At 69.2% G+C, this 24451-nt stretch carries 27 protein-coding genes; 11 read left to right on the top strand and 16 right to left on the bottom strand.

Annotation, left to right across the window (positions count from 1 at the left end):
• The first annotated feature begins 97 nt into the window (after nt 1-97).
• The 4 genes from ACMGER_RS07700 (at nt 98) to ACMGER_RS07685 (ending at nt 3993) form a co-directional block, all read left to right on the top strand.
• Entirely contained in the window at nt 98-1525 is a 1428-nt protein-coding gene (locus ACMGER_RS07700) for an efflux transporter outer membrane subunit (protein WP_436811494.1), read from the top strand.
• A 124-nt stretch (nt 1526-1649) separates the two neighbouring features.
• A complete protein-coding gene (locus ACMGER_RS07695) occupies nt 1650-2534 on the top strand; it encodes an NAD(P)H-hydrate dehydratase (protein ID WP_436811493.1) in 885 nt (294 codons plus the stop codon).
• 367 nt (nt 2535-2901) lie between these two features.
• Nucleotides 2902-3447: a glycoside hydrolase family 108 protein gene (locus ACMGER_RS07690; RefSeq protein ID WP_436811492.1), complete on the top strand. Its 546-nt coding sequence runs from the start codon at nt 2902-2904 to the stop codon at nt 3445-3447.
• 132 nt (nt 3448-3579) lie between these two features.
• Nucleotides 3580-3993: a holin family protein gene (locus ACMGER_RS07685; protein ID WP_436811491.1), complete on the top strand. Its 414-nt coding sequence runs from the start codon at nt 3580-3582 to the stop codon at nt 3991-3993.
• 159 nt (nt 3994-4152) lie between these two features.
• Here ACMGER_RS07685 and ACMGER_RS07680 read toward each other — a convergent pair whose 3' ends face one another.
• Nucleotides 4153-5382 (bottom strand): Yip1 family protein, encoded by a 1230-nt coding sequence (locus tag ACMGER_RS07680; RefSeq protein ID WP_436811490.1) that lies wholly within the window; start codon nt 5380-5382, stop codon nt 4153-4155.
• A gap of 119 nt (nt 5383-5501) precedes the next feature.
• Between ACMGER_RS07680 and hslV the strand changes: the two genes are divergently transcribed.
• Together hslV and hslU are read left to right on the top strand one after the other, a co-directional pair.
• Nucleotides 5502-6056 carry an ATP-dependent protease subunit HslV gene (gene hslV / locus ACMGER_RS07675; RefSeq protein ID WP_436811489.1) on the top strand — a complete coding sequence of 185 codons (555 nt, stop codon included), beginning with the start codon at nt 5502-5504 and terminating at the stop codon, nt 6054-6056.
• 102 nt (nt 6057-6158) lie between these two features.
• Nucleotides 6159-7457: an ATP-dependent protease ATPase subunit HslU gene (gene hslU, locus ACMGER_RS07670; protein ID WP_436811488.1), complete on the top strand. Its 1299-nt coding sequence runs from the start codon at nt 6159-6161 to the stop codon at nt 7455-7457.
• Here hslU and ACMGER_RS07665 read toward each other — a convergent pair.
• The 12 genes from ACMGER_RS07665 to ACMGER_RS07610 form a co-directional block, all read right to left on the bottom strand.
• Nucleotides 7454-7849 carry a hypothetical protein gene (locus tag ACMGER_RS07665; protein ID WP_436811487.1) on the bottom strand — a complete coding sequence of 132 codons (396 nt, stop codon included), beginning with the start codon at nt 7847-7849 and terminating at the stop codon, nt 7454-7456. The genes hslU and ACMGER_RS07665 overlap by 4 nt on opposite strands.
• 4 nt (nt 7850-7853) lie before the next feature.
• Complete coding sequence (locus tag ACMGER_RS07660) at nt 7854-8261, bottom strand: hypothetical protein (RefSeq protein WP_436811486.1); 408 nt, start codon at nt 8259-8261, stop codon at nt 7854-7856.
• 37 nt (nt 8262-8298) lie between these two features.
• A complete protein-coding gene (gene gloB / locus ACMGER_RS07655; protein WP_436811485.1) occupies nt 8299-9033 on the bottom strand; it encodes a hydroxyacylglutathione hydrolase in 735 nt (244 codons plus the stop codon).
• Nucleotides 9030-10082: an NAD(P)H-dependent flavin oxidoreductase gene (locus ACMGER_RS07650; RefSeq protein ID WP_436811484.1), complete on the bottom strand. Its 1053-nt coding sequence runs from the start codon at nt 10080-10082 to the stop codon at nt 9030-9032. Before ACMGER_RS07650 ends, gloB begins: the two co-directional genes overlap by 4 nt.
• Nucleotides 10082-10531: a VOC family protein gene (locus tag ACMGER_RS07645; protein ID WP_436811483.1), complete on the bottom strand. Its 450-nt coding sequence runs from the start codon at nt 10529-10531 to the stop codon at nt 10082-10084. The genes ACMGER_RS07650 and ACMGER_RS07645 overlap by 1 nt, the downstream gene beginning before the upstream one ends.
• A 75-nt stretch (nt 10532-10606) precedes the next feature.
• Nucleotides 10607-11341 carry a tetratricopeptide repeat protein gene (locus tag ACMGER_RS07640; protein ID WP_436811482.1) on the bottom strand — a complete coding sequence of 245 codons (735 nt, stop codon included), beginning with the start codon at nt 11339-11341 and terminating at the stop codon, nt 10607-10609.
• Nucleotides 11338-12042 carry an alpha/beta fold hydrolase gene (locus tag ACMGER_RS07635; protein ID WP_436811481.1) on the bottom strand — a complete coding sequence of 235 codons (705 nt, stop codon included), beginning with the start codon at nt 12040-12042 and terminating at the stop codon, nt 11338-11340. The genes ACMGER_RS07640 and ACMGER_RS07635 overlap by 4 nt, the downstream gene beginning before the upstream one ends.
• A 638-nt stretch (nt 12043-12680) precedes the next feature.
• Nucleotides 12681-13760, bottom strand: a complete 1080-nt coding sequence (locus ACMGER_RS07630) for a M48 family metallopeptidase (RefSeq protein WP_436811480.1) — start codon at nt 13758-13760, stop codon at nt 12681-12683.
• 12 nt (nt 13761-13772) lie between these two features.
• Entirely contained in the window at nt 13773-14852 is a 1080-nt protein-coding gene (locus tag ACMGER_RS07625) for a YjgN family protein (RefSeq protein WP_436811479.1), read from the bottom strand.
• Nucleotides 14853-14966: 114 nt separating this feature from the next.
• On the bottom strand, nt 14967-15428 hold the full coding sequence (locus tag ACMGER_RS07620) for a DUF6644 family protein (RefSeq protein ID WP_436811478.1): 462 nt from the start codon (nt 15426-15428) through the stop codon (nt 14967-14969).
• Between the two features lies 1 nt (nt 15429).
• Complete coding sequence (locus ACMGER_RS07615) at nt 15430-15774, bottom strand: DUF6152 family protein (RefSeq protein ID WP_436811477.1); 345 nt, start codon at nt 15772-15774, stop codon at nt 15430-15432.
• 70 nt (nt 15775-15844) lie between these two features.
• Nucleotides 15845-17245, bottom strand: coding sequence for a glutamate ligase domain-containing protein (locus ACMGER_RS07610; protein WP_436811476.1), 1401 nt, complete (start codon nt 17243-17245; stop codon nt 15845-15847).
• Nucleotides 17246-17321: 76 nt separating this feature from the next.
• Between ACMGER_RS07610 and ACMGER_RS07605 the strand changes: the two genes are divergently transcribed.
• Nucleotides 17322-18143 (top strand): LD-carboxypeptidase, encoded by an 822-nt coding sequence (locus tag ACMGER_RS07605; protein ID WP_436811475.1) that lies wholly within the window; start codon nt 17322-17324, stop codon nt 18141-18143.
• 96 nt (nt 18144-18239) lie between these two features.
• Here ACMGER_RS07605 and ACMGER_RS07600 read toward each other — a convergent pair whose 3' ends face one another.
• Nucleotides 18240-18617, bottom strand: a complete 378-nt coding sequence (locus tag ACMGER_RS07600) for a VOC family protein (protein WP_436811474.1) — start codon at nt 18615-18617, stop codon at nt 18240-18242.
• 41 nt (nt 18618-18658) lie between these two features.
• On the opposite strand from ACMGER_RS07600, the gene ACMGER_RS07595 reads away from it, so the two are divergent.
• The 4 genes from ACMGER_RS07595 (at nt 18659) to ACMGER_RS07580 (ending at nt 22638) form a co-directional block, all read left to right on the top strand.
• Complete coding sequence (locus ACMGER_RS07595) at nt 18659-18820, top strand: hypothetical protein (RefSeq protein ID WP_436811473.1); 162 nt, start codon at nt 18659-18661, stop codon at nt 18818-18820.
• A gap of 121 nt (nt 18821-18941) precedes the next feature.
• A complete protein-coding gene (gene thrS / locus ACMGER_RS07590) occupies nt 18942-20942 on the top strand; it encodes a threonine--tRNA ligase (RefSeq protein ID WP_436811472.1) in 2001 nt (666 codons plus the stop codon).
• 293 nt (nt 20943-21235) lie between these two features.
• Nucleotides 21236-21766, top strand: a complete 531-nt coding sequence (gene infC, locus ACMGER_RS07585) for a translation initiation factor IF-3 (protein ID WP_436811471.1) — start codon at nt 21236-21238, stop codon at nt 21764-21766.
• On the top strand, nt 21766-22638 hold the full coding sequence (locus ACMGER_RS07580; protein WP_436811470.1) for a glycoside hydrolase family 16 protein: 873 nt from the start codon (nt 21766-21768) through the stop codon (nt 22636-22638). Before infC ends, ACMGER_RS07580 begins: the two co-directional genes overlap by 1 nt.
• A gap of 304 nt (nt 22639-22942) precedes the next feature.
• On the opposite strand, the gene ACMGER_RS07575 is transcribed toward ACMGER_RS07580, so the two are convergent.
• Both ACMGER_RS07575 and ACMGER_RS07570 read right to left on the bottom strand, forming a co-directional pair.
• Nucleotides 22943-23971 carry an aldo/keto reductase gene (locus ACMGER_RS07575; protein WP_436811469.1) on the bottom strand — a complete coding sequence of 343 codons (1029 nt, stop codon included), beginning with the start codon at nt 23969-23971 and terminating at the stop codon, nt 22943-22945.
• An 85-nt stretch (nt 23972-24056) separates the two neighbouring features.
• Nucleotides 24057-24440 (bottom strand): VOC family protein, encoded by a 384-nt coding sequence (locus ACMGER_RS07570; protein ID WP_436811468.1) that lies wholly within the window; start codon nt 24438-24440, stop codon nt 24057-24059.
• Between the last annotated feature and the right edge of the window lie 11 nt (nt 24441-24451).

Here is a 24451-nt window from a genome sequence, read left to right as displayed (position 1 = left end):
CTTCCGGCGCCTTCGGCGCCTCCCTCCCTCTCCCGCTGGGAGAGGGAAGGGGCCCGCCGCCGAAGGCGGTGGGAAGGGTGAGGGTGATCGAGAAAGGATGCAAACCATGCGTATCTTCCTCGCAACCACCTCGGCGCTCGCGCTCGCCGCCTGCGCCGTCGGCCCCGACTACCGGGCCCCCACCCCGCCGCAGACCGCCTCGGGCAAGTTCGTCTCGGCGAACACGCCCGCGGTCACCACCATCGCACCCGTCGAGGGCAAATGGTGGCGGCTCTACGACGACCCGGTCCTCGACGGCCTGATCGCCGACGCGCTCGCCGCCAACACGGACCTGCGCGTCGCGGTCGCCCGCCTCGCCCGCGCCCGCGCGGCGCTGCGCGAGGTGCGCACCGATCGCCTGCCCGAGGTCGGCGTCAGCGCCAATCCCGCCTATCGCCGCGTCCCCCAGCTGCAGACCGTGCCGGGCGTGAAGCGCGAGGACTGGCTGCTCGACGGCGGGCTCGACGTCTCCTACGAGGTCGACCTGTTCGGCCGCATCACGCGCGACGTCGAGGCGGCGCGGGGCGACGTCGCCGCCGCCCAGGCCGACGCCGACGCCGTCCGCGTCTCGGTCGTCGCGGAGACCGCGCGCGCCTATGCCGACGCCGCCGGCGCCGCCGAGCGGCTCGCGGTCGCCGAGCGCATCGTCAGCCTGCTCGACCGCTCGCTGAGGCTCACCGGCCGCCGGGCCGAAGTCGGCCTCACCACCCGGCTCGACACTGCGCGCATCGCGGCGCTGCGCAACCAGCGCCAGGCCGAGGTCCCATCGATCGCCGCCGAGCGCGACGCCGCGCTGTTCCGCCTGGCGACGCTCACCGGCCGCGCCCCCGCAGATCTCCCCGACGTGGCGAAAGCGCGGACCGCGACGCTCCGCCTCGACAAGCCGATCCCGGTCGGCGACGGCGCCGCCCTCCTCGCCCGCCGCCCGGACGTGCGTGCCGCCGAGCGCCGCCTCGCCGCCGCCACTGCGCGGATCGGCGTCGCCACCGCGGACCTCTACCCCCGCATCAGCCTCGGCGCGTCGATCGGCTCGACCGGCCCCGACATCAGCGACGTCTTCGGCGCCGGCCCCCTACGCTGGCTTCTCGGCCCTTTGATCAGCTGGTCGTTCACCGACCAGGCCCGCGCCCGCGCCCGCATCGCCGGGGCGGAGGCCGACACCCAGGCCGCGCTCGCGACGTTCGACGGCACCGTGCTGCGCTCGCTCGAGGAGACCGAGACCGCGCTCACCACCTACGCCCGGATGCTGGAGCGCCGCACCGCGCTCCAGGCCGCGCGCAACGAGGCCGAGGTCGCGGTCCGCATCACCCGCGCCCAGCAGCGCGAGGGCCAGATCGACAGCCTCGCCCTGCTCGATTCCGAACGCACCTTCGCCGAGGCCGAGGCCGAGCTCGCCCTGATCGACGCCCAGATCGCCGACGCGCAGATCACGCTGTTCAAGGCCCTCGGCGGCGGCTGGGAAGATGCGCCGCCGGTGAAGGCGTAACCAGGCAAAGCTCCTCCCCGGCACGGGGAGGAGCTTTCCGCGTCGTCACTTCATCCCCAGAAGCAATTGAAAACATTGCTCTGAACCGCCATCGTGGCGCCCTTGTCAGCAAGAGGCGGCCCGCGTGACGACCCTCGTTCGCGACCTTTCCCCCATCGACGCGGCCTGGCGCGCGGCACATCCCTTGCCCGACGGCGCCGGCGATAAGGAGCAGCGCGGCCGCCTCGCGCTGGTCGGCGGCTCCACCCTTGTGCCGGGCGCGCTCCGGCTGACGGCGGAGGCGGCGCTGCGCGTCGGCGCCGGTAAGGTCCGCTGCGCGACCGTCGCGGAGGCAGCCATGCCGCTCGGCGTATTGATGCCCGAGGTCGCGATGATCGCCCTCCCCGCCGACGCGGAAGGCGAGATCGCCGGCACCGCGCCCGGCCTGCCGCGGACGCTCGACCGCTGCGACGCGCTCGTGCTCGGCTGCGCGATGCGAGCGCGCGATCATACCCCGGCGCTCGTCGACGAGCTGACGGAGATGCTCACGGACGCCGCCTCCGCGCTGCTCGACGCCGGCGCCCTGGCTGCGCTCAGGGATTGCCGCTTTGCCATTGGCCGACTCCGGGGCCGGCTGGTCCTGACACCCCATCATCGCGAGCTCGCCGCGCTGACCGGCGAGGACGAGGGCGCCATCGGCGACGACCCGGCCGGCGCCGCACAGCGCGCCTCGCGCCGCTTCGGCGCGGTGGTCGCGCTCAAGGCGCGCGAGACGGTGGTCGCCGCGCCGGACGGGACGCTCCTCGCCCATTCGAGCGATGCGCCCGGCCTCGGCACTGCGGGCTCGGGCGACGTGCTCGCCGGGGTGATCGGCGGCCTGCTCGCGCGCGGCGCCGATCCGTTGACCGCGACCGCCTGGGGCGTCTGGCTCCACGGAGAGGCCGGGCAGGCGGCAGCGCGCCGCATCGCTCCGACCGGCTTCCTCGCGCGCGACCTCCTCCCCGAGCTTCCGCCGCTGCTCCCGCGCTGAAGGAGAACGGCACCCGGCTCGCCCCGCGGCACGCGCAAATTGATTCACGCGGAGACGCAGAGACGGCGTGCTCGGGGATGATCATCTCGCGTCGACGAGACCTAATCCGCGGCGCCGAAAGTTTAAGGCCTCTGGCGCGACCGGGCGTCGCAGCAAGCACAATCCTCTGCGCCTCTGCGCGGATTTCCTATTTTTCTCCGCGTCTCCGCGCGAACAAGAATCTTCGTCTCTGCACCTTCGCGCGAACCATCTCACCCATCGGAACGAGCCACAACAGCCATACGTTACCGCCCCAACCCATTCGTCAAAATCAACTTTCCTACATAGAACCTATTTGGTTATCATCCGCGACTCGAAGGAGGCGCACATGGATATCGACCAACTGATCGACGAAATCATCGCCCGCGAGGGCGGCTATTCCAACCATCCAGCCGACCGCGGCGGACCCACGCGCTGGGGCATCACCCAGTCGACCGCACGGCAGCACGGCTACACCGGCGACATGCGGAGCTTTCCGCGCGAACAGGCCGAGGCGATCTACCGCCGCGTCTACTGGATCGAGCCGGGCTTCGACCGCGTCGCCGATCATGCCCCGCGCGTGGCGGCCGAGCTGTTCGACACCGGCGTCAACATGGGACCGGCGGTCGCGGCCCGATTCCTTCAGCGCGTGCTCAACGCGCTCAACCGCAACGGGAGCGACTATCCGGACATCGCCGTCGACGGACAGATCGGCCCGCTCACCTTGGCGGCGCTCGCCGGCTTCGCCGACACGCGCGGCGCCGAGGGCGAAGCCGTGCTGCTCAAGGCGCTCGAGGCGCTGCAGGGCGAATATTACATCAGCCTCGCCGAGCGGCGGCCGGCCAATGAGGCGTTCCTCTACGGCTGGCTTGCGAACCGGATCGGTTCGCCATGACTCGCGCGCGTACACGAAGCAGGTGCGACTTTCGTGACTTTCGACGGCCGTCCGCGGTGCCGCCGGCAAGCGCGACCTGAGTCAATTTAGTCAACATTTTCGGTCAACCGCGGTCAACATTCGGAGCGGACAATGGGCATTCTCGAAGGACTTATCGGGCCGGTCGCCGGCCTCATCGACAAGATCATCCCCGATCCCAAGGCGCGCGACGCCGCCAAGCTGGAGCTGCTGAGGCTCCAGGGCAGCCAGGAGATGGAGCTGGTCAAGGCGCAGATGGCGGCGGTGCTCGCCGAGGCGCAGTCGGCCGACCCCTGGACCAGCCGGGCGCGGCCGAGCTTCCTCTACGTCATGTACGCGCTGCTGCTGTGGAGCATCCCGATGGGCCTGATCGCCGCGGTGCAGCCGGCGACGGCGGAGGCGATCGCCAGGGGCATGAACGGCTATCTCAGCGGCATCCCCGAGCCGCTCTACACCCTCTTCGCGACGGGCTACCTCGGCTATACCGTCGCAAGGCAATGGGGGAAGATGAAGGGGGTGGAGAAGTAGTGAGAAGCTCCTCCCCGGCACGGGGAGGGGGACCGCGACGCGAAGCCGAAGCGTCGTGGTGGAGGGGCCGCCTCCCGGCAGATCGCCGGCGGCGAACCCCCTCCACCATTTCGCTGGCGCGAATGGTCCCCCTCCCCGTGCCGGGGAGGATTTTGCGAACTACCTCGCCATTCCTTCCAGCGTCCCCGGGTTCACCGTCGCCGCCAGCGCCTTCAGCGTATCGAGGCTGTCGGCCTGCCCTTCCACCGACACGACGAACCGGTTCGCCACCACCGTCGAATATGCGCCGTGCCGCGACCCGCTGTCCCATTTCTCGGTCGTCATCCGGCCGTCGACCTGCCCGGTCTTCTCGAAGCCGGTCTCGGTGGTGCGGTTGGCCTGGACGTTGAACGCGCTGCCGAGCGCGGCGAGCGCACCCATTCCGCCCATGTCGGTGACGCTGAGCTCGGCGGTGTCGCTACCGCGGGCGTAGTCGCCCTTGGCGCTCGACCCGGCGACGCCGCCCGCGCCCGCGCTCGCGCTCTCGACCGCGGTGCGGTTCCAGCCCGCCGCCGCGGTGGGCAGCAGCGTCTGGAGCGCACCGGGATCGATCGGCTTGACCGTCGCCGCGCCCGCCGCGCCGACCGATCCGGCCGCCGCGGCGGCCTGTGCTGCGTTGGCGCTCGCCTCCATCCGCTTGGCGGCGGCTTCCAGCTTGGCGAGGTCGACCGATCCGCCGCCGGGCAGCTCGACCGACCCGGCCGTGGTGCCGGCGCCGAACATGGCCGGGCCCATGAAGCGGGCGGAGACCGCGCCGACGATCCCGCCGATGACGAGGTAGAGCACGATCGCGCACAGGACCGTCACGACCGTGTAGCCGAGCGCCTTGTCCTGCGGCGCCTTCATCAGCCGCGGCAGGCCGAGATAGAGGAGATAGAGGCTGTAGAGGCCGAACAGCACGCCGAGGATGCCGAGCATCGGCACCAGCCCGAAGATGCCCCCGACGAAGCTGGCGGTGTAGGAGAAGGCGACCACCTTCAGCGCCGACACCGGATTGCGGGTCCCGCCGAAGTTGGGGGCGAGCCAGTCGACGATCTTCGCCAGCACCCAGACGCCGATCACCGCGAGCACATAGCCGAGGATCGCCATGCCGATCCCGGTGGTCAGCGACGGCCTCACCACGACGCCGAAGGCGCCGTAGCCGAAGACCTGGCCGCCGATGAGGCTCGCGACCGGCCCGATCGCCGCAAGCGGCAGCACCCAGCCGGTGAAGATGCCCTTCTCGGTCATCGGCTCGGCGTCGATCCGATCCCATTCGGGCTTGGGCGAGAGCAGGATGTTCTTGATCCGGTCGATCATGCCGCCGGTGGCCGGCGAAGGTGTCGGTGCAGGTGGAGGTGTCGTAGCCATCTCGAAGTCCCCTTGCTGTTCGAGTCGCTGATGCAACGATGCGCCGCTACGCCGCTTGTGGGAAGCCTTGATTGCACAAGCCTTGATTGCGCTCGGGGCCGCTCCCCATATCCGGCGCCATGAGCGGGACTACACCGGTGTGGCACGGCACCACCATCCTCTCCGTGCGCAAGAACGGCCGCGTCGTCGTGATCGGCGACGGCCAGGTCTCCCAGGGCCAGACCGTCATGAAGCCCAACGCCAAGAAGGTGCGGCGCCTCGGCGACGGCGAGGTGATCGGCGGCTTCGCCGGCGCGACGGCGGATGCCTTCACCCTGTTCGAACGGCTCGAGGCCAAGCTCGAGCGGCACCAGGGCCAGCTGCTGCGCGCCGCTGTCGAGCTCGCCAAGGACTGGCGGACCGACAAGTATCTGCGCAACCTGGAGGCGATGATGATCGTCGCCGACAAGCATGTGACGCTGGTCGTCACCGGCAACGGCGACGTGCTGGAACCGGAGGGCGGGATCGCGGCGATCGGATCGGGCGGCAACTATGCCCTCGCCGCCGCGCGGGCGCTGGTCGATTACGAGCAGGACGCCGAGGCGATCTGCCGCAAGGCGATGGCGATCGCCGCCGACGTCTGCGTCTACACCAACGACCGGCTGACGACGGAGACGCTGGACAGTGAGACGTGACCGTCGCCCCGGCGCAGGCCGGGGCCGCCACGTTGCTCGCACGACGCCCTTTCATATAGCTCATGTAGCGGCCCCAGCCTGCGCCGGGGCGACGGAATGGAAATGAACGACAACCTCACCCCCAAAGCCATCGTCCGCGCACTCGACGAGCACATCATCGGCCAGGCCGAGGCGAAGCGCGCCGTCGCCGTGGCGCTGCGCAACCGCTGGCGCCGCCAGAAGCTGCCGCCGGAGCTGCGCGACGAGGTCAGCCCCAAGAACATCCTGATGATCGGCCCGACCGGCTGCGGCAAGACCGAGATCAGCCGCCGCCTGGCCAAGCTCGCCGACGCGCCGTTCGTGAAGGTCGAGGCGACCAAGTTCACCGAGGTCGGCTATGTCGGCCGCGACGTCGAGCAGATCGCCCGCGATCTGGTCGAGGAGGCGATACGGCTCGAGAAGGAGCGCCGCCGCGCCGTGGTCAAGGACAAGGCAGAGGAGGCGGCGATGCAGCGCCTGCTCGATGCGCTGACCGGCAAGGGCGCCAGCGAGGCGACCCGCACCGCCTTCCGCCAGCGCTTCCAGGAGGGCCATCTCGACACCACCGAGATCGAGGTCGAGCTGGAAGCCGCGCCGCAGATGCCGTTCGAGCTTCCGGGGGGCGGCCAGGTCGGCATGATCAACCTCGGCGAGATGATGGGCAAGGCGTTCGGCCAGCAGAACCTCAAGCGCCGCAAGCTCCCCGTCCCCGCCGCTTGGGCCAAGCTGGTCGAGGAGGAGGCCGACAAGCGCCTCGACCAGGACGAGGTCAGCCGCACCGCGCTGGCGGATGCGGAGGCGAACGGCATCGTCTTCCTCGACGAGATCGACAAGATCGCGGTGTCGGACGTCCGCGGCGGCTCGGTGAGCCGCGAGGGCGTGCAACGCGACCTGCTGCCGCTGATCGAGGGCACCACCGTCGCGACCAAATACGGGCCGATGAAGACCGACCACATCCTCTTCATCGCCTCGGGCGCGTTCCACGTCGCCAAGCCGAGCGACCTGCTGCCCGAGCTCCAGGGCCGCCTCCCCATCCGCGTCGAGCTGAAGGGCCTGACGGAGGAGGATTTCGTCGCGATCCTCTCCGACACCAAGGCGTCGCTGCCCGAGCAGTACAAGGCGCTGCTCGGCACCGAGGAGGTGACGATCGACTTCACCGCAGACGGCATCCGCGCCGTCGCCCGCATCGCTGCCGAGGTCAACGCGGAAATCGAGAACATCGGCGCCCGCCGCCTGCAGACGGTGATGGAGAAGCTGCTCGAGGAAGTGAGCTTCGACGCCGAGGACCGCGCCGGCGCCAAGCTGACGATCGACGCCGCCTATGTCGACCGCCAGCTCGCCAGCATCGCCCGCAACACCGACCTCAGCCGGTATGTTCTCTAGCGCTTCGTATACGGCACGAAATCGCCGAGGCGGCAGTAGCCCGACGGGATGTTGCCGCCGCCGCGCTGGACGGTGCGGAAGCGGTCGTTGCGGCAGAGCTGGCTGCCGTAGACCTCGGCGATGACGACCGGATCGCCCCATAGGCCCGGGCATTGGCCGATGACGTCGTTTCGCCACAGCCGCGATCCGTCGTTATAGATCAGCGTCGTGCCGCCGTAGGGCTGCGGCCCCTGAAGCCGCTGCACGTCGACACAGCGCTCGGGCTTGCCGGCGATGCGGCCTTCCAGGCGCGAGGCGAGCTCGCTTGCCTCGCGCCGCTCCGCCTTCGCCATGCGCTCCTGGTCGCCCGCGCAGCCGGCGAGGGCGAGCGCGATCAGCAACCCGGCCCGCACCGCCCTAGCTCCGCGGCTTGGCGTAGGGCACGAAATCGCCGAACGAGCAGGCCCCGCTCGGGAAGCCGCTGCTGCGGTCGACGGTGCGGACGATGTCGCCGCGGCAGAGCTGGCCGCCGTAGCTCTTCGTCACGATGATGTCGTCGCGCTTCAGGCCGAAACAGCCGCCGGTCGGCTTGTTGAGCCAGTAGCGGCTCCCGTCGCGGTACAGCAGCGTCTCACCGTAGATCGAGACGTTGGAATTGCCGAACGGGTTGATGCAGGTCTGCGGCTTGCCGGGTTGATAGCCCGCCAGCGCCTTGTCGAGCCGCGCCTGCTCGCGCGCCTGCGCCGCATCGGCGCGGGCAACATCCTCGGCCGTGGCGGTGCAGCCGGCAACCAGAAGTAAGCAACACAGGGCAATCGGTTTCATCGCAACCTCCATGGTCCCCATGTGAACCATGACGGAGTCAACCGCGGAAAGCATCTTTCGCTCCGCGGCGCTCGCCCAGTTCCTCCGGCGATGATGCGCGCAGGAAGGGGTTGGTGGCAAGCTCCTCGGCGATGGTGGTGGGCAGCGTCGCCTCGCCCGCCGCGCGCAGGCGGTCGACCTCGGCCATGCGCGCCTGGATCGCCTCGTTGTCGGGCTCGGCGACGAGGGCGTAGCGGCCGTTCGACTGGGTATATTCGTGCGCCGCGAACACGCGGGTCTCCGGCGGCAGCGCGGCATATTTGCGCATGGCGGCATACATGTCCGCCGCCGTCCCCTCGAACAACCGGCCGCAGCCCATCGCGAAGATGGTGTCGCCGGGGAAGAGCAGCCTGTCCTGGTCGAACACGTAGCTGATGTGGCCGGCGGTATGGGCGGGGGTGTCGAGCACCCGCGCGACATGGGCGCCGAGCTTCACCGTATCACCCTCGGCAACGGTGCGGTCGAGCGTGGGAATCCTGGCCGCCTCCGCCGCCGGACCGGTGACGACCGCCCCGGTCGCGCCCTTGACCGCCTGGTTGCCGCCGACGTGATCGGGGTGCCAGTGGGTGTTCCAGATCTGCGTGATCGTCCACCCGCGCTCCTTCGCCGCGGCGAGCGTGGGAGCGGCATCGCCCGGGTCGACCACCAGCGTCTCGTTCGACACGGGATCATGGACCAGCCAGATGTAATTGTCGTCGAAGGCGGGGACGCGGACGATCTCGAGGTCGCTCATGATAGGATCTCCAGAAGCGCGAGGGTTTCGGCGGCGAGCCGTTCGGTGAGGGCCTGGGCCGGCTCGGCACGGGCCCGGGCGACGCCGGTGCCGGCCCACATCGGCGAATAATCGCCCCGCCCGTCGGCCTCGGCGGCTGCCCGGAGGGGCGCCAGCGCGGCCGAAGCATGGGGAAAAGGCGGCACCGCCGCGTGGGTCGGGCCTAGCGCCTCGATCAACCGGTTGCGGATGCCGCGCGCCTGTCGGCCCGAGAAGAGCGTGGTGAACACCGTCTCGACCGGCGTGCCGAGCAGCGCCCTGTGCGGCGCACTCGCGCTACTTTCGGGCGTCGCGAGATAGGCGGTGCCGATCTGCAACCCGCTCGCTCCGACCGACAGCGCCGCGGCGGCGATACGAGCATCGGCGATACCGCCGGCCGCGATCACCGGCAGCCGGACCGCGCCCAGAATGCCCCGCAGCAGCTCGGCAAGCGGTGTCGGCCGATGCCCGTCCAGGAACCAGCCGGAGTGGCCACCGGCCTCTCCCCCTTGGGCGATCACTGCGTCGACACCGCGCTCCGTCAGCCAGCGGGCCTCCTCCACCGTCGTCGCATTGCCGAATATCGCCGCGCCCGCCTGCCGTACCCGGTCGAGCAATTCCGGCGCCGGCAGGCCGAAATGGAAGCTCACCACTTCCGGCCGCACGGCTTCGACCGCTTCGGCCATCGCCGCGTCGAACGGACGGCGGAGCGGTGGCGGCGGGCCGGGCTCCACACTCTCCTCGGCATAGAAGGGCGCCAGCACCTCCCGCCAGGCGCTGTCGTCGGCCTCCACCAGGTCGTGGCAGAAGAAATTGAGGTTGATCGGCCCATCAGCCCGATCGCGGAGCTCCGCCGCCTGCACCACCAGCTGCTGCGGCGTCAGCATCGCGCAGGGCAGCGAACCGAGCGCACCGCCCCGCAGCGCCGCCGCCGCCAGCGGCACACCGCCGGAACCGGCCATCGGTGCCTGCACGATCGGTATTTCGGCGCCGGTCAGGTCGAGCAATCGGCGGTCAGGCCAGCGCGCCATCACCACTCGCCGGTGTTGGGCATCGATACCCAGGGCTCGGCCGGCTCGAGCACGCCGTCCTGGAGCAGCTCGATCGAGATGCCGTCGGGGGTGCGCACGAACGCCATATGGCCGTCGCGCGGCGGGCGGTTGATGGTGACGCCGGCGTCCATCAGCCGCCGGCAGGTCTCGTAGATATCGTCGACGCGATAGGCGAGATGCCCGAAGTTGCGCCCGCCGGTATAGACCTCGGCCTCGCCGTTCTCGGGCGGCCAGTTGTAGGTCAGCTCCACCTCGGCGCGGGCGCGCTCGCCGGGGCCGTTCAGGTCCTCGGGCGCGGCGAGGAAAATGAGGGTGAAGCGGCCCCTCTCATTCTCCATCCGCCGGACCTCCTCGAGGCCCAGCAGCTCGAAGAAGCGGATCGTCGCGTCGGGATCGGCGACGCGGATCATGGTATGGAGATATTTCATCGCTGCGCGCCTCCCTCAAAGCCGACGCTCGCCAGATAATGTTCCCGTCCCTCCGGCGAAAGCCGGCCGACGGCGCTATTTCGCGTCGAACTGGGCGAGCGCCTTGCGCGCCGCCGCCGCGGCGGGACTGTCCGGCGCCAGCTCGGCCGCCTTCCGCCATCCCGCCTTGGCACCGGTCTCGTCGCCCGCGGCGGCGGCGATGTTGCCTGCTTCGAGCTGAACTGCGGCGTCGTCCGACGAGCGCTTGAGCGCCTCGCCGATGTCCTTCCGCGCGCGATCGAGGTCGCCCATCCGCCGTGCCAGCGTCGCCGAGAGCAGCCAGGCGAGCGGATCGTCGGCGGCGCTCGCCAGCGCCTTGTCGATATCGTCGCGCGCGGCCGGGAGATCGCCCGCGGCGACGGCGGCGCGCGCGCGGTCGAGCTGCGCCTCGCCGAGCGGAAGGCCGGTGAGCGTGCCGCTGGAGAGCGCCGCATTGAGCGCCGCGCGCGCCTTTACCGGATCGCCCGCCGCCAGCCATGCGTTGCCCGCCTGCGCCCAATAATTGGCGGCGCGGGCATCGTGCGCGACCTCGGCCTCGTGCGCCGCCTCCGAAAAGGCGCCCGCCGCGCCGGCGAATTTGCCCGAACGTGCATAGGCCATGCCGAGGCACTGGCGAGCAAGGAAGCCGCCGCCGGCAAGCCGCCAGGCCGAGGCCTCCGCCTCGCCCGCAGCCGGATTGGCGCCGGTGGCGAGATCGACGCAGCGGTCGAAGCGCGCCTCGGGCGCCTCGACCGGCGCGACGGTCTGGAGGAGCAGCGGCAGCAGGATCATGGCAGGCCTTCGATCGTGCGCAGGATCAGCGCGATGTCGCTCTCGCGGGAGAGGCGGTGGTCGCCGTCCTTGACGAAGATCGCCTGCACGTCGGGTGAACGGATGAGGCGCATGAGGTCGAGGCTCAGCGTCCACGGCACATCGGGATCGGCCTGGCCGTGGACGAGGCGGACCGGCGCGTCGATGGCGATCGCCCCGTGCAGCAGCCGGTTGGCCTCGCCCGACGACCAGAAGGCGCGGGTGGTGACGGTCGGCTCGGGCGCATATGGCGAGGGCTGCTCCAGCCGGCCCTGTTCGAGGAGCGTCATCTTCTGCTCCTGGGTGAAACCCCAGTCGGTGAAGTCGGGCGCCGGCGCGATGCCGACGAGCCCGGCGATCCGGTCCGGCCGGGCGAGCGCCGCCAGCAGCATGATCCAGCCGCCCATCGACGAACCGACCAGCACGACCGGCCCCTCGGCGACATCGCCGATCAGGGCGAGCGCGTCGTCGCGCCAGAGGTCGAGCGTGCCGTCCTCGAACCGGCCGGGGCTGGCGCCGCAGCCCGAATAGTCGAAGCGCAGGCAGGCCCGGCCCTGCGAGCGTGCCCAGTCCTCGATCGCCAGCGCCTTGGTGCCGTTCATGTCCGAGGCATAGCCCGGCAGGAACATCACCGTCGGGCCTGCGCCGGGGGTGTGGTGATAGGCGAGCTGGCGTCGGGTCATGCGAAAATGTTGACCGAAAAGTTGACTAAATTGACTCTGCTCACGTCCATCCACGCAAGCCCCGGCCGGGTATCCGAGTCGAGGCCTGCCCTGCCATATCCGGAGGGATGCAGGACAGCGATTTCGTACGATCGCCGTCGCCATTCATGGGTCTGGACCCTAGTTCCGTTGACAATCAGCTGAGCCATTTGGGGGCGTGGCCCCAAGTCCCGCCAATCTGGCGAGCGGGACAAACTGGTGGCCGCCGCGCTTTGCGACAGGCGCCGGAAACCCGCGGAAATCCGTCGAAGGTCACGAAAGTCACGGGTAGAACGGCCCCGGCTCCGGATGGCGCTTCCGGTATCAGGACACCCGAAAATGTTGACTAAATTGACTCCGGGCAGGTGTGCGAGCCGATGCGCCCGGAACGCGTCGAGCACGCGCCACGCAAGCGACGTGGACGCGGCGCTGACGCGACACATGCGCGACGCGGATGCGCCGTGGACGCGGCATGGAGGAAATCAACGGGATCAAAGAGCGGACGACGCCTGCGCGGATCGGACCGCACCAAGCCAAGCAAACGAAATCCTACATTGCAAGGAGGCCGGGGCCTCGACATTCGACGCGGAGGCCGTCCGATGCCGGACGTCAAACACGGCCTAGAACCGCATCTCGGATTTGCCGACGTCGGGATCGGCGGTGCAGATGGTGCGGAGCGCCGCCCATTGTTGCGGGTCGAGGGCGGGACGATAACCCTGACTCCGGGCGCTGGCGCGGAACAGGCGCTGGCGGTCGCTCGACAGCGGATGGCTGGAGAGATAGCCGAGCACGCGCAGCGACGTGCCGAGCTTCGCCTCGCCCCTGCCGAGCCGGTCGAAGAAGGCGGCGGTGCCGAGCGGCGAGACCTGCGCTTCCCTAAGCGCGTCGATCGCGAAGCTGTCCGCATCGGCTTCCGCGCCGCGGCTGTAGCCGGCGGAGAGCAGCGCGTTGGTATAGCCGCCGACGTTGCCGTCGAGGCCGCCCAGCACCACGCTGAGGCCGAGCTGGCGGATCAGAGAGGCGAGCACGTCGCGGTGCGCGACATGGCCGAGCTCGTGCGCGATCACGCCGGCGACCTCGTCGGGCGACCTGGCATCGCGGAGCAGCCCCTGGAAGATCAGCACATGGCCGCCGGGCAGCGTCACCGCATTGACGATCGGCACGTTGACGACGCGGATGTCGGCGTCGCCGACCGCGGGGCCGAGCCGCTCGGTCAGCGCCTGGAGCGCGGCGGCGCCGGCGGGCGCGTTGCAGGTGCGGCCGCCGAAATCGCCGACCATCAGGTCGCCGAGCCGCCGCTCCACCACCGGCGGCATCAGCCGCGCCGCCACCGAGGGCGCGAAGGACAGGCCGAGCAGCGCGAGCGCCGCGATCCCGGCGAAGATCAGCGTGCCGTAGACGAGGCCCAGCCTGTCGACGATCCCGCCATAGCGCTGCTCGCCGGGCAACCGCACCAGCACCGCGGAGGAGATCGGCTCGGCGAGGGCGATCCGCCAGCCGGGACGGCCTTTCAGCCCATATTGGTGCCGGCCGTCGATGCGCCCGTGGCCGACGAGGTCGGCGAAGGCGAAGGGGCCGATGACCTCCCCGCCCTCGATCAGCGTGAAGCCCGTCCCCTCCGGCACCAGCAGCGCCTCGCGCCGGACGGCGCTGAGGCCGTCGTAATGCCAGACCGCAGCGGCGTCAGAAGGCGCCGACATCGCCCGCCTTCATCAGAAGGCACCCACGTCAAACGCATCGAGCAGCCCCTCGCCCTGCGTCGGCGCGCGGGTGGCGGATTGCGTCAGCTGATCGAGGTGGAGCTCGCCATAGGCCTCGAGGTGGGTGATGAAGAACTTCCAGTTGCGGTAGGGCACGAACAGCAGGCCCACGCCGAGCGTCACCAGCACCAGGCCAATGTTGCCGAGGAACAGCATGATCCAGTCCCTGGTCCGCGCGGTGAAATCGAAGGCGAGCGGCCCCAGCTCCAGCGCGCCCACCGCCTCGCGGTAATAGGCCGAGTAGAAGAACAGCGCGACTACGCCGAGCAGGCCGTAGAAACCGAGGACGAAGACGACCATCACGGCGATTGCCACGGCACCGGGCTCCTGGCCCAGGCGCGCGGTCATCGCGGCCATGAGCCCGATCAGAAACGCGCCGGCGAACAGCGCGATCGGCACCAGATAGAACAGCAGATAGCGGCCGATGATGTGGTTCCAGTCGGCATTCGCCTCGAAGCGGTAGGGGCCGAAGCTCATCTCGCGCCAGCGCCGGTTCCACAGGCTGGTCATCGACCAGGGCACCATCAACCCAAGCGCGAGGAAGCCGAGCACGGAGCGCCACAGATGCTGCCAGCCATAGGCAAGACCCTGCGTATCGCTGCCGCCGCGGATGCCGTGCCAGAAGGTGCGGCTGAGCCGATAGCGCAGCGCGCGGAAGATCGCGACGCCGATCAGGTAGAGCAGCACGATGTAGACGACGAAGAACAGCAGCCCCGCCGCGCCGGGATGTCCGCGCAGGATCATGCCTTGGAGCAGCAGGTTGAGCAGCGCGAGCGGCAGCAGGAAGAACAGCAGCGCCATCAGATAGCCGACGAACAGCTCCAGCCCGGTGCCGGTCCATTCGAGCCGGTCGTCGATGAAGCGGGTGCGGCTCCACAGGTAGCGCCGCTCGCGGGTGCGCGCCCAGAAGGCGTAGATGCCGAGCGTGACGATCGTCAGCAACAGGTTGGTGAAGGCGATCGGCGCGAACTCACGCCAGTCGCCGTGGAACTCGAAGGCGCTGTGCGGCGCCGCCTCCCGCTGCATGTCCATCGCGATTCTCCCCCGTCGTCCCGTTGGAGCCCAGCGGCGGGGGAGCGTCAACTCACTTTGTCGCCAGGCGCCCGGCGCTCTGGCGAAGGCGGCGGGCAGGGCGGCTACCTTCTTCTAGGCGTAGGCGATCAGGCGGCCGAGCGCGGCGACGGTGAGCCAGAGGAGGATGGAGGCGCCGGCAATCGCCCGCAGCGGCCAGGACGGCGCCTCCTCACCTCGCCACCGGAAGCGGAAGGCCAGCGCGTTGATGAGCGCGATTGCGATGAGCGCCAGCTTGAGCAGGAAGCGCGGCGAGCGGACCAGCGCGGTCGCGTCCGCGGCGAACAGGACGGTGCCGCTTGCCGCCAGCATGACGAGGCCGGCGACCGCGACCGGGACGAGCGCACGCGACAGCGCCGGCAGCGGCAGCGCGCGGAAGGCGCCGACCAGCCTCAGGTCGACCACACCGATGCCGCCGACCAGGCAGACCAGCCCGAGCAGGTGGACGAGGTTGGCGGCCGGATAGAGCCACGCCGATTCGCGCGCGGCCGTGCCGAAGGCGCTGGCCTCAATCGCCGCGGCGAATCCCTCGATCAAGTCAGCGCAGCTCGACCGTCTTTCCGGCGACGGTGACGCGCTCGATCCGCATCTCTGGCGTGCCGTCCTTGCGCGGATAGCCTTCGAGCGTCACCGGCTTGCCGCTCGTCAGCATCTCGCGGGTGAGACCCCGCGCCTCCATCCTGGCGACCGGCGCCAGCACCACGGCCCAGGTCTTGCCCTGCCAGGCGACCTTGGCGCCGCCGTGCGGGTTGCCCCAGGAGACGCTGGTGAGCGGGGCGGTGACCTTCAGCACCTTGGTGGCGTCGTAGCTGCTCCAGCCGTGGTGGGCGACGGCCGCACCCGGGATCGACAGGGCCGCGGCAAGCAGTATCGGGAATCGCATCATAGCCTCCTGATCCAGCCGGAGCAGCTTAGCTCAAATGCTTGCGGGAGTCCCTTTAATTGCGACGGAATCAGCTGCGGCGGCGGAGCGATTCGACCATCTCCGCCGCCAATAGGCTCAGCGTATCGTCGCGGGCGCCCATCACGACGATGCGATCTCCGGACCTTGCGTCGGCGACCAGACGGGCGGCGGCGGCGGCGCGATCCGGGATGTGGAGGGCATGGCGGCCCGAGGCGGCGACGTCGGTGACGATGTCGGCGCTGGTCACCTCGCGGGTGACGGTGCCGCCCATGTAGACCGGGTCCGGCAGCACCAGCAGGTCCTCGGCGGCGAGGCCCGTGACGAAGGTCTCGACCAGCTCGCGCCGCATCACCTTGAGCGGACCGTAGCCGTGCGGCTGGAACAGCAGGAGCAGCCGGCCAGGGAAGGCGTGGAGCGTCGCGAGCGTGGCGGCGATCTTGTCGGGGTTGTGGCCGAAGTCGTCGATCACGGCGACGCCGCCGCCCTCGCCGACCAGCTCGAAGCGGCGCCTGAGGCCGGTGAAGCCGGCGATCGCCTGTGCCGCCTGCCCAAGCGGAATGCCCGCCCCGCGCGCGGCGCCGATCGCGGCGAGCGCGTTGGCGACGTTGTGACGGCCGGGGACGGCGAGGCGGACACGCACCGTCCCCCCGGCCTCGGCGAGATCGAAGGCGACCGCGAACGGCTCCTCGGCGATGCTGGAAGCGGTGAGGTCGGCCGGCTCCTCCACCGCCACCGTCACCAGCCGATTGCGGGGCAAGGCCATGGCGAGGCGGGCGGCCTCGGCATTGCCGGTGTTGACCACCGCCACTTCCGCCTTGGCGATGAAGGCGGCGAACAGGGCGTTGAGCTCGTCCAGGGACTTGTGGTCGAGGCTGACGTTGTTCAGCACCGCGATCCTGGGCTGGTAGAGCGCGATCGAGCCGTCGCTCTCGTCGACCTCGCTGACGAAGGCGTCGCCCTGCCCCACCAGCGCGCTGGCGAAGGGCGCGTGCGCCGAGGCGAAGTTCTTCATCACCGCGCCGTTCATCACCGTGGGATCGCGGCCGGCGGCGTGGAGGATCCAGCCGATCATGCCGGTGACGGTCGACTTGCCGCTGGTGCCGGCGACGCCGATCGGCAGCGCGGCCTGGTTGAACAGGCTGGCGAGCAGCTCGGCGCGGCTCATGCGCGGAGCGGCGACGCGGCTTGCCGCCACCATGTCGGGCACGGTCGCCTCCACCGCGGCCGAGGCGACCACGGTCTGGTCGGGCGACGTGATGCCGCTGCCGTCCTGCGGGAACAGCGCGACGCCGAGCGCACGCAGGGCATCGAACTTGGCGGGGACGCGGCCCTGGTCGAGGCTGCGGTCCGATCCCGCGACATGGGCGCCGCGGCCGGCGAGGATCATCGCCAGCGGCATCATGCCCGAGCCGCCGACGCCGACGAAGAAGAAGGATTTGCCGGAAAGCATCAGCGCGGGCTATCCGTCCCGCCAGTCGAGGGCAAGGGAGGCTTGCCGCATTGGTGTCGAACGGAAGGTGACCTGAATGCGCATCGCGGTCTGCGCCCCCGCACGTTCGATCAGCCAGGCCGGGGCCGCGCGCGTGGCGGCGTTCGCGGCGCTCTACTACCCGCAGGTCGAGCTGGTGTTCGATCCGCAATGCTTCGTGGTGGAGGGGCATTTCGCCGGGCCGGATGCGCTCAGGGCCGAGACGTTCCTCAGATATGCCAACGATCCCGCGGTCGACGCGATCTGGTTCGCGCGCGGCGGCTATGGCTCCAACCGTATCCTCGAGACGGTGATGCCGCAGCTGGGGCCCGCAGCGCGCGAGAAGAGCTACATGGGCTTTTCCGACATGGGCTTCCTGCTGGGTGCGCTCTATGCCCGGCGCATCGGCAAGCCGGTGCATGGGCCGATGGCGTCGAACGTCAGCGAGGCGAGCGGCGGGATGCCGGTGGGACGGGCGCTCGGCTGGCTGGTCGACCGCGACCGCAAAGTACTGGAGCCGACGCTCGACGGCCGGCCGGCGGCGGCGTTCAACCTCGCGATCCTGACGGCGATGCTGGGGACGCCGTGGGTGCCGGACCTCACCGACCATATCCTCTATCTCGAGGAGGTGTCGGAATCCTATTACCGGATCGACCGGATGCTGTTCCAGATGGCCAACGCGACGCAGCTGCGCGGCATCGCCGGCGTGCGGCTCGGCGCCGTGACCGACGTACCCGACGGCGACACCGAGGTCGAGTTCGGCGAGACGCTGGAGCAGATGATGGAGCGCTGGTGCAAGGAGATGGGCGTGCCCTATCTGGGGCGCGCCAGCATCGGGCACGCCACGCTCAACATGGTGGTGCCGTTCGGGGTGGCCTAGCCGTCCCAGTGCTCCTGCGAAGGCAGGAGCCCAGACCGCAAGCGAAACGCCTCGTCTCCAGAGCTCCTGCCTATGCAGGAGCACGACTGAGTGGGATCACTCCAGGATCACCTCGCTCGGCCAGCCGATCCGGACCAGCAGGTCGTCGGGGCCATTGAGAGCGAACTCGTACATGCCCCATTCCTTGTGGGTCGGGCGCTTCTCGCGTTCGATGATCGCGTCGCGCATTTCCGCGGCGATGGCCTCGACACGCGGAGTGTAGATGTAGACGCCGAAGGGATTGCGGCCGGGTACCAGCCAGCCTTCGACCGCGCGGTTGAGATGCACCTCGCCGCCTTCGCCGTCCGAGAGCATCCGATAGTCGTCATAACCCTGGTCCACCGGGCGGCTGAAGCCAAGGCGGTTCCACCATATTTCGGCGATATCGAGATCGTTGCAGGGGATGATGGCGGCGGCGCACGGCTGGCGAGGCATGATCCGAATTCCTGTTGGGTTGGGCTGCCTAGATATGCTCGATGCCCTTCCTTGTCGCGTACGACAATGACGATGCGTCCGCGGGCCTAGCCTGGATGACCCGCCTCGCCTATATGGACGACATGCGGCGCCCGCTTGCCCTCACCGAAACTACCGCCACCCCGGCTCTCCGGGGGGACTTCGGCTCGGGCACCCAGCGCTGACCGACAGGCCGAAGGCTCCGCCCGGGGAACGGGAGGAGCCGGCGCCCGTCCTCTCGTTCCTGCCGCTTCACTCCGGGCGCCCGCCAGTGCATTAGGCACGCCGGATTCGCAGGACGGAATGATGAACGACACGCTCCAGATCACGCTTCCCGACGGCTCGGTCCGCGAGGTCGCGCGCGGCACCACGCCGGCGGACATCGCCGCGGCGATCGGCCCCGGCCTCGCCAAGGCGGCGATCGCGGCGCGGGTCGACGGCGAGCTGCGCGACATCACCCGCCCGCTGGAACATGACGCCGGCCTCGCGCTGATTACCAGCCGCGACGAGAAGGATGCGCTGGAGCTCGCGCGCCACGACTATGCGCATGTGCTGGCGGAGGCGGTGCAGAACCTGTTCCCCGGCACGCAGATCACCTTCGGTCCGGCGACCGAGGACGGCTTCTACTATGACTTCGCGCCGTCACCGGAGCACGGTCCCTTCACCGAGGAAGACCTGCCGGCGATCGAGGCCGAGATGCGCAGGATCATCGCCGCCGACAAGCCGCTCCGCCGCGAGGTATGGATGCGCGAGCAGCTGATCGAGCGCTGGAAGGCGCAGGGCGAGACGTTCAAGGCCGAATGGGCGGCCGAGCTGCCCGAGGACGAGGAGCTGACGGTCTATTGGTCCGGCAGCGACTGGCTCGACATGTGCCGGGGGCCGCATCTCGCCTCGACGGGGAAGCTCGATCCCAACGCCTTCAAGCTGACGCGCGTGTCGGGCGCCTATTGGCGCGGCGACCAGAAGAACGCGATGCTCTCGCGCATCTACGGCACCGGCTGGCTCAACCGGAAGCAGCTCGACGCCCACCTCCACATGCTGGAGGAGGCGGCCAAGCGCGACCACCGCAAGATCGGGCAGGAGATGGACCTGTTCCACCTCCAGAGCGAGGCGCAGGGCAGCGTGTTCTGGCACCCCAACGGCTACATCATCTGGCGCGAGCTGGAGGCGTACATGCGCCGCCGGCTCGACGCGGGCGGCTATGCCGAGGTCAAGACGCCGCAGCTGATGGACGCGCGCCAGTGGGAGCAGTCGGGCCATTGGGGCAAGTATCGCGAGAACATGTTCGTGGTGCCCGACGAGATTCCGAACACCGAGGACGACGCGGCGATCTTCAGCGGCACCGCCGACCTGATGGCGCTGAAGCCGATGAACTGCCCGGCGCACGTCCTCATCTTCCGCCAGGGCATCAAGAGCTACCGCGACCTGCCGATCCGCATGGCCGAGTTCGGCTGCTGCCACCGCAACGAGCCGCACGGGGCGCTCCACGGCATCATGCGCGTGCGCCAGTTCACGCAGGACGACGCGCACATCTTCGTGCGCGAGGACCAGCTGGTCGAGGAGGTCGCCAAGTTCATCGACCTGCTCGACTCGGTCTACAAGGACCTGGGCTTCGAGCGATATGCGATCAAGCTGGCGCTGCGCCCCGACAAGCGTTTCGGCAGCGAGAAGATGTGGGACTGGTCCGAGCAGTCGCTGCGCGACGCAGTGGCGGCGACCGGGCGCAACACCGAGGACTATGGCTGGGAGGAACTGCCGGGCGAAGGCGCCTTCTACGCGCCCAAGCTCGAATTCCACCTGACCGACGCGATCGGTCGGACGTGGCAGGTCGGCACGATCCAGACCGATACGGTGCTGCCCGAGCGGCTCGACGCGAGCTATGTCGGCGAGGACGGCGAGCGCCATCGCCCGATCATGCTCCACCGCGCGATCCTGGGCAGCTTCGAGCGCTTCATCGGCATCCTGATCGAGCATCACGCCGGCCGCTTCCCGCTGTGGCTGGCGCCGGTGCAGGCGGTGGTGGCGACGATCGTCTCCGACGCCGACGACTATGCCGAGACGGTGACGGCGAAGCTCGCCGCCGCAGGGCTGCGGGTCGAGGCGGACCTTCGCAACGAGAAGATCAACTACAAGGTCCGCGAGCATTCGGTGGCGAAGGTCCCGGTGCTGCTCGTCGTCGGCAAGCGCGAGGCGGAGGAAGGCACCGTCGCCGTCCGGCGCCTCGGCAGCGAGCGGCAGGAGATCGTCGGACTCGATGAGATCGTCACGCGGCTCGTGGGGGAAGCGCTTCCGCCGGACTTGCAGTGACGTCGTCTCGCCCCGTCATCGCTTCATGATCAGCCAACCATCAAGAAGCTCATATTGGCCAGGCAGCCTGTCGAGCTGCCCGACTCCATCCGTCCAACGGACGGCATGACCTCTGCAGAGAGCCGCACATTGCTGATCACTTAGCGGGAAGGGTTCTTGCGACAGCCCGGCGTTCAGATGAAATTCCGTCGCACGCGGGATCGTCATGTCGCGCTCTTTCTTGAGGCCCGCAAAAGGCCTATATAGCGCCTTCCATAGCTACCAAAGGAGCAATACCTATCCGTCCTCCCACGATGCGCCGGCCGATGCAGGCGCCGCCGATGAACGGCCCCCGGTTCAACGAATTCATCCAGTCGCCCAAGGTCCGCGTGATCGACCATGAGGGCGAGAATCTGGGTGTGATGTACACGCGCGAGGCGATGGAGCAGGCGCAGGAGCTGGGTCTCGACCTGGTCGAAGTATCGCCCAACGCCGATCCGCCGGTCGCCAAGTTCCTCGACGTCGGCAAGTACAAGTACGAGGCCCAGAAAAAGGCCAACGCCGCCCGCAAGTCGCAGAAGACGCAGGAGATCAAGGAGATCAAGATGCGTCCGAACATCGACGATCATGACTATGATACGAAGATGAAGGCGATCCACAAGTTCATCGCCGAGGGCGACAAGGTGAAGGTCACGCTGCGCTTCCGCGGGCGCGAGCTTTCGCACGGGCAGCTCGGCATGAACCTGTTGAAGCGCGTCCAGGACGACACCGCCGAGGATGCGAAGGTCGAGAGCTATCCGCGCATGGAAGGCCGCCAGATGCTGATGGTGCTGGCGCCGAAGTGATGCGGCTGCGGCGGTGGCTCGCGGCGGCGCTGACGATGCTGCCGCCCGCGGTCGCCGCCGCCCAGACCATCGCCACACCCCCGGCTCCCGCGGCGACCGACGAGCGAATCGCGGTGCCGAAGGACTATGTCCAGGTGTGGGCCGACGAGTTCGACACACCCGGCCTGCCCGATCCCGCCAGATGGCGCTACGACACCGCGCGCAACCGCGAGGGCTGGTGGAACAACGAGCTGCAATATTATGCGGCCGACCGGCGCGAGAATGCGCGGGTCGAGGACGGTCACCTGATCATCGAGTCGCGCCGGGAGCGGCTTGAGAAGCAGGCCGATTACGGCGGGCAGGACTACAGTTCCGCCAAGCTCCTCACTCAAGGCATCGCCGACTGGACCTACGGCTTCTTCGAGATCCGCGCCAAGCTCGCCTGCGGCAAGGGCAACTGGCCGGCGATCTGGACGCTGGGATCGGATTCCGGCGCCGGCTGGCCCGCGCTCGGCGAGATCGACATCATGGAGCATGTCGGCCAGACGCCGGGGACGATCCATGGATCGGTCCACACCAAGACCTACAACCACGTCGCCAGGACGCAGAGGACCGCCGAAAGGCAGGTGCCGGACGCCTGCACCGCCTTCCACACCTATCAGCTCGACTGGACCGCGGACCGCATCCTGATCGGCGTCGACGGGCGCGCCTACATGCGCTTCGACAACGACCATAAGGGCGATCCCGCCACCTGGCCGTTCGCCAAGCCGCAGTATCTGATCCTCAACGTCGCCGTCGGCGGCTGGGGTGGGGATCAGGGGATCGACCCGGCCGCGTTTCCGGCGCGGATGGAGGTCGATTACGTGCGGGTGTGGCAGAAGCGGGCGAGGTGAGCGGGTGCTGATTCATAAATCGAACTGCCGGTACAGGCTCATTCGCAGCCGTACATCCATTCGATAGATAGACGCTGTGAATGTCCGCTAACCATTGACTTCGGGAGCTCCCGGCTGACGCGGTCGGAATGGGCATCTCGACCAAATCTAGCTATCCGATTCCCCTCTCCCTCTGGGAGAGGGAGGGGCCCGCCCGGCGCAGCCGGTGGGAGGGTGAGGGTAACCTCGCTCGCCGCAGTCACCCTCACCCGCCCGCCGCCTTCGGCGGCTCCTTCCCTCTCCCAAAGGGAGAGGGACAGTAGGGCTACCACCGCGTCGGCTTCGGGTTGCGATCGTCGAAGTCCATCTGGTGCCAATAGGGATAGGCGGGCGTGCGGCGGCTGGCGTCGTCCAGGCGCTCGATCTGCTCGGGCGCGAGCGACCAGCCGACCGCGTCGAGATTGGACCTGAGCTGCTCCTCGTTGCGGGCGCCGATCACGATGTTGGCGACCGTCGGCCGGCTCAGCAGCCAGTTGAGCGCGACCTGGGGGACCGACTTGCCGGTCTCGCCGGCGATCGCCTCCAGCACGTCGACCACGGAATAGAGATACTCGTCGTCGACCGGCGGGCCGCCGACCGCACCACCCGATGCGATACGGCCGCTCTTGTCCTCGCCGCGGCGGATCTTGCCGGTGAGGCGGCCCCAGCCGAGCGGGCTCCACACCATCAGGCCGACGCCCTGGTCGAGGCCGAGCGGCATCAGCTCCCATTCATAGTCGCGGCCGATCAGCGAATAATAGCCCTGGTAGGCGACGTAGCGCGCGAGACCGTATTTCTCCGATGTCGCCAGCGACTTCATCAGGTGCCAGCCGGAGAAGTTGGACGCGCCGATATAGCCGATCTTGCCGCTGGTGATGAGGTCGTCGAGCGCCCGCAGCGTCTCGTCGACCGGCGTGGTCGCGTCGAAGCCGTGCATGAAATAGAGATCGATGTGGTCGGTGCCGAGCCGTCTGAGGCTCGCCTCGCAGGCGCGGACAAGGTGGTAGCGGGAGGAGCCGACGTCGTTGGGGCCGTCGCCCGCCCGAAAGGTCGCCTTGGTCGAGATCAGCGCCCTGTCGCGCTTGCCCTTGAGCGCCTCGCCCAGGATTTCCTCCGACGTGCCGGCCGAATAGATGTCGGCGGTGTCGAAGAAGTTGACGCCCGCGTCCAGGCAGATGTCGACCAGCCGGGTCGCCTCGCCGACGTCGGTCTTGCCCCAGGTGTTGAAGAACTTGTGGTCGCGGTTGAACGTGCCGGTGCCGAAGCTGAGCACCGGCACCTTGAGGCCCGAGCGGCCGAGTTGACGGAATTCCATGTCATGTCTCCACCTGGGGAAGGACCGCCGGACGGCGGCGCGCCTCAGGTGGGATGCCTCGGCCGATTTGGAAGGGGCGGGACCGTCAGCTCGTCGGCGGTTCCCACAGCTCGATCGCATTGCCCTCGGGATCGTGGATGCGGGCGAACTTGCCGGTCTCGGGCGAATCCCATTCGTCCTTGGTGACGATCTCGATCCCCACCGCGTTGAGCTGCTCCAACATCCCCTCGAGGTCGCGCACGCGCAGGTTCAGCATGAACTGCTTGTCCGCCGCGAAATAATCGGTACCCGCCTCGAACGGCTGGAACACCACCGGACCGCCCTGCACGTGCCAGGCCCATTCGCTGGGCTCGCCCGCCTCGTCGGCGGCACAGCCGGCACCGATGCCGAGATGTTCCTTGTACCAGGCGCTGAGCCCCTCCGGGTCCTGCGCACGCCAGAAGAAGCCGCCAAATCCGAGCACCGGCATCGTGTCTCTCC

It is taken from the genome of Sphingomonas astragali, assembly GCF_051400615.1.
Taxonomy (GTDB): domain Bacteria; phylum Pseudomonadota; class Alphaproteobacteria; order Sphingomonadales; family Sphingomonadaceae; genus Sphingomonas.
Note: the sequence above shows the minus strand (reverse complement) of the source record. Positions and strands in the feature narration are given on the sequence as shown.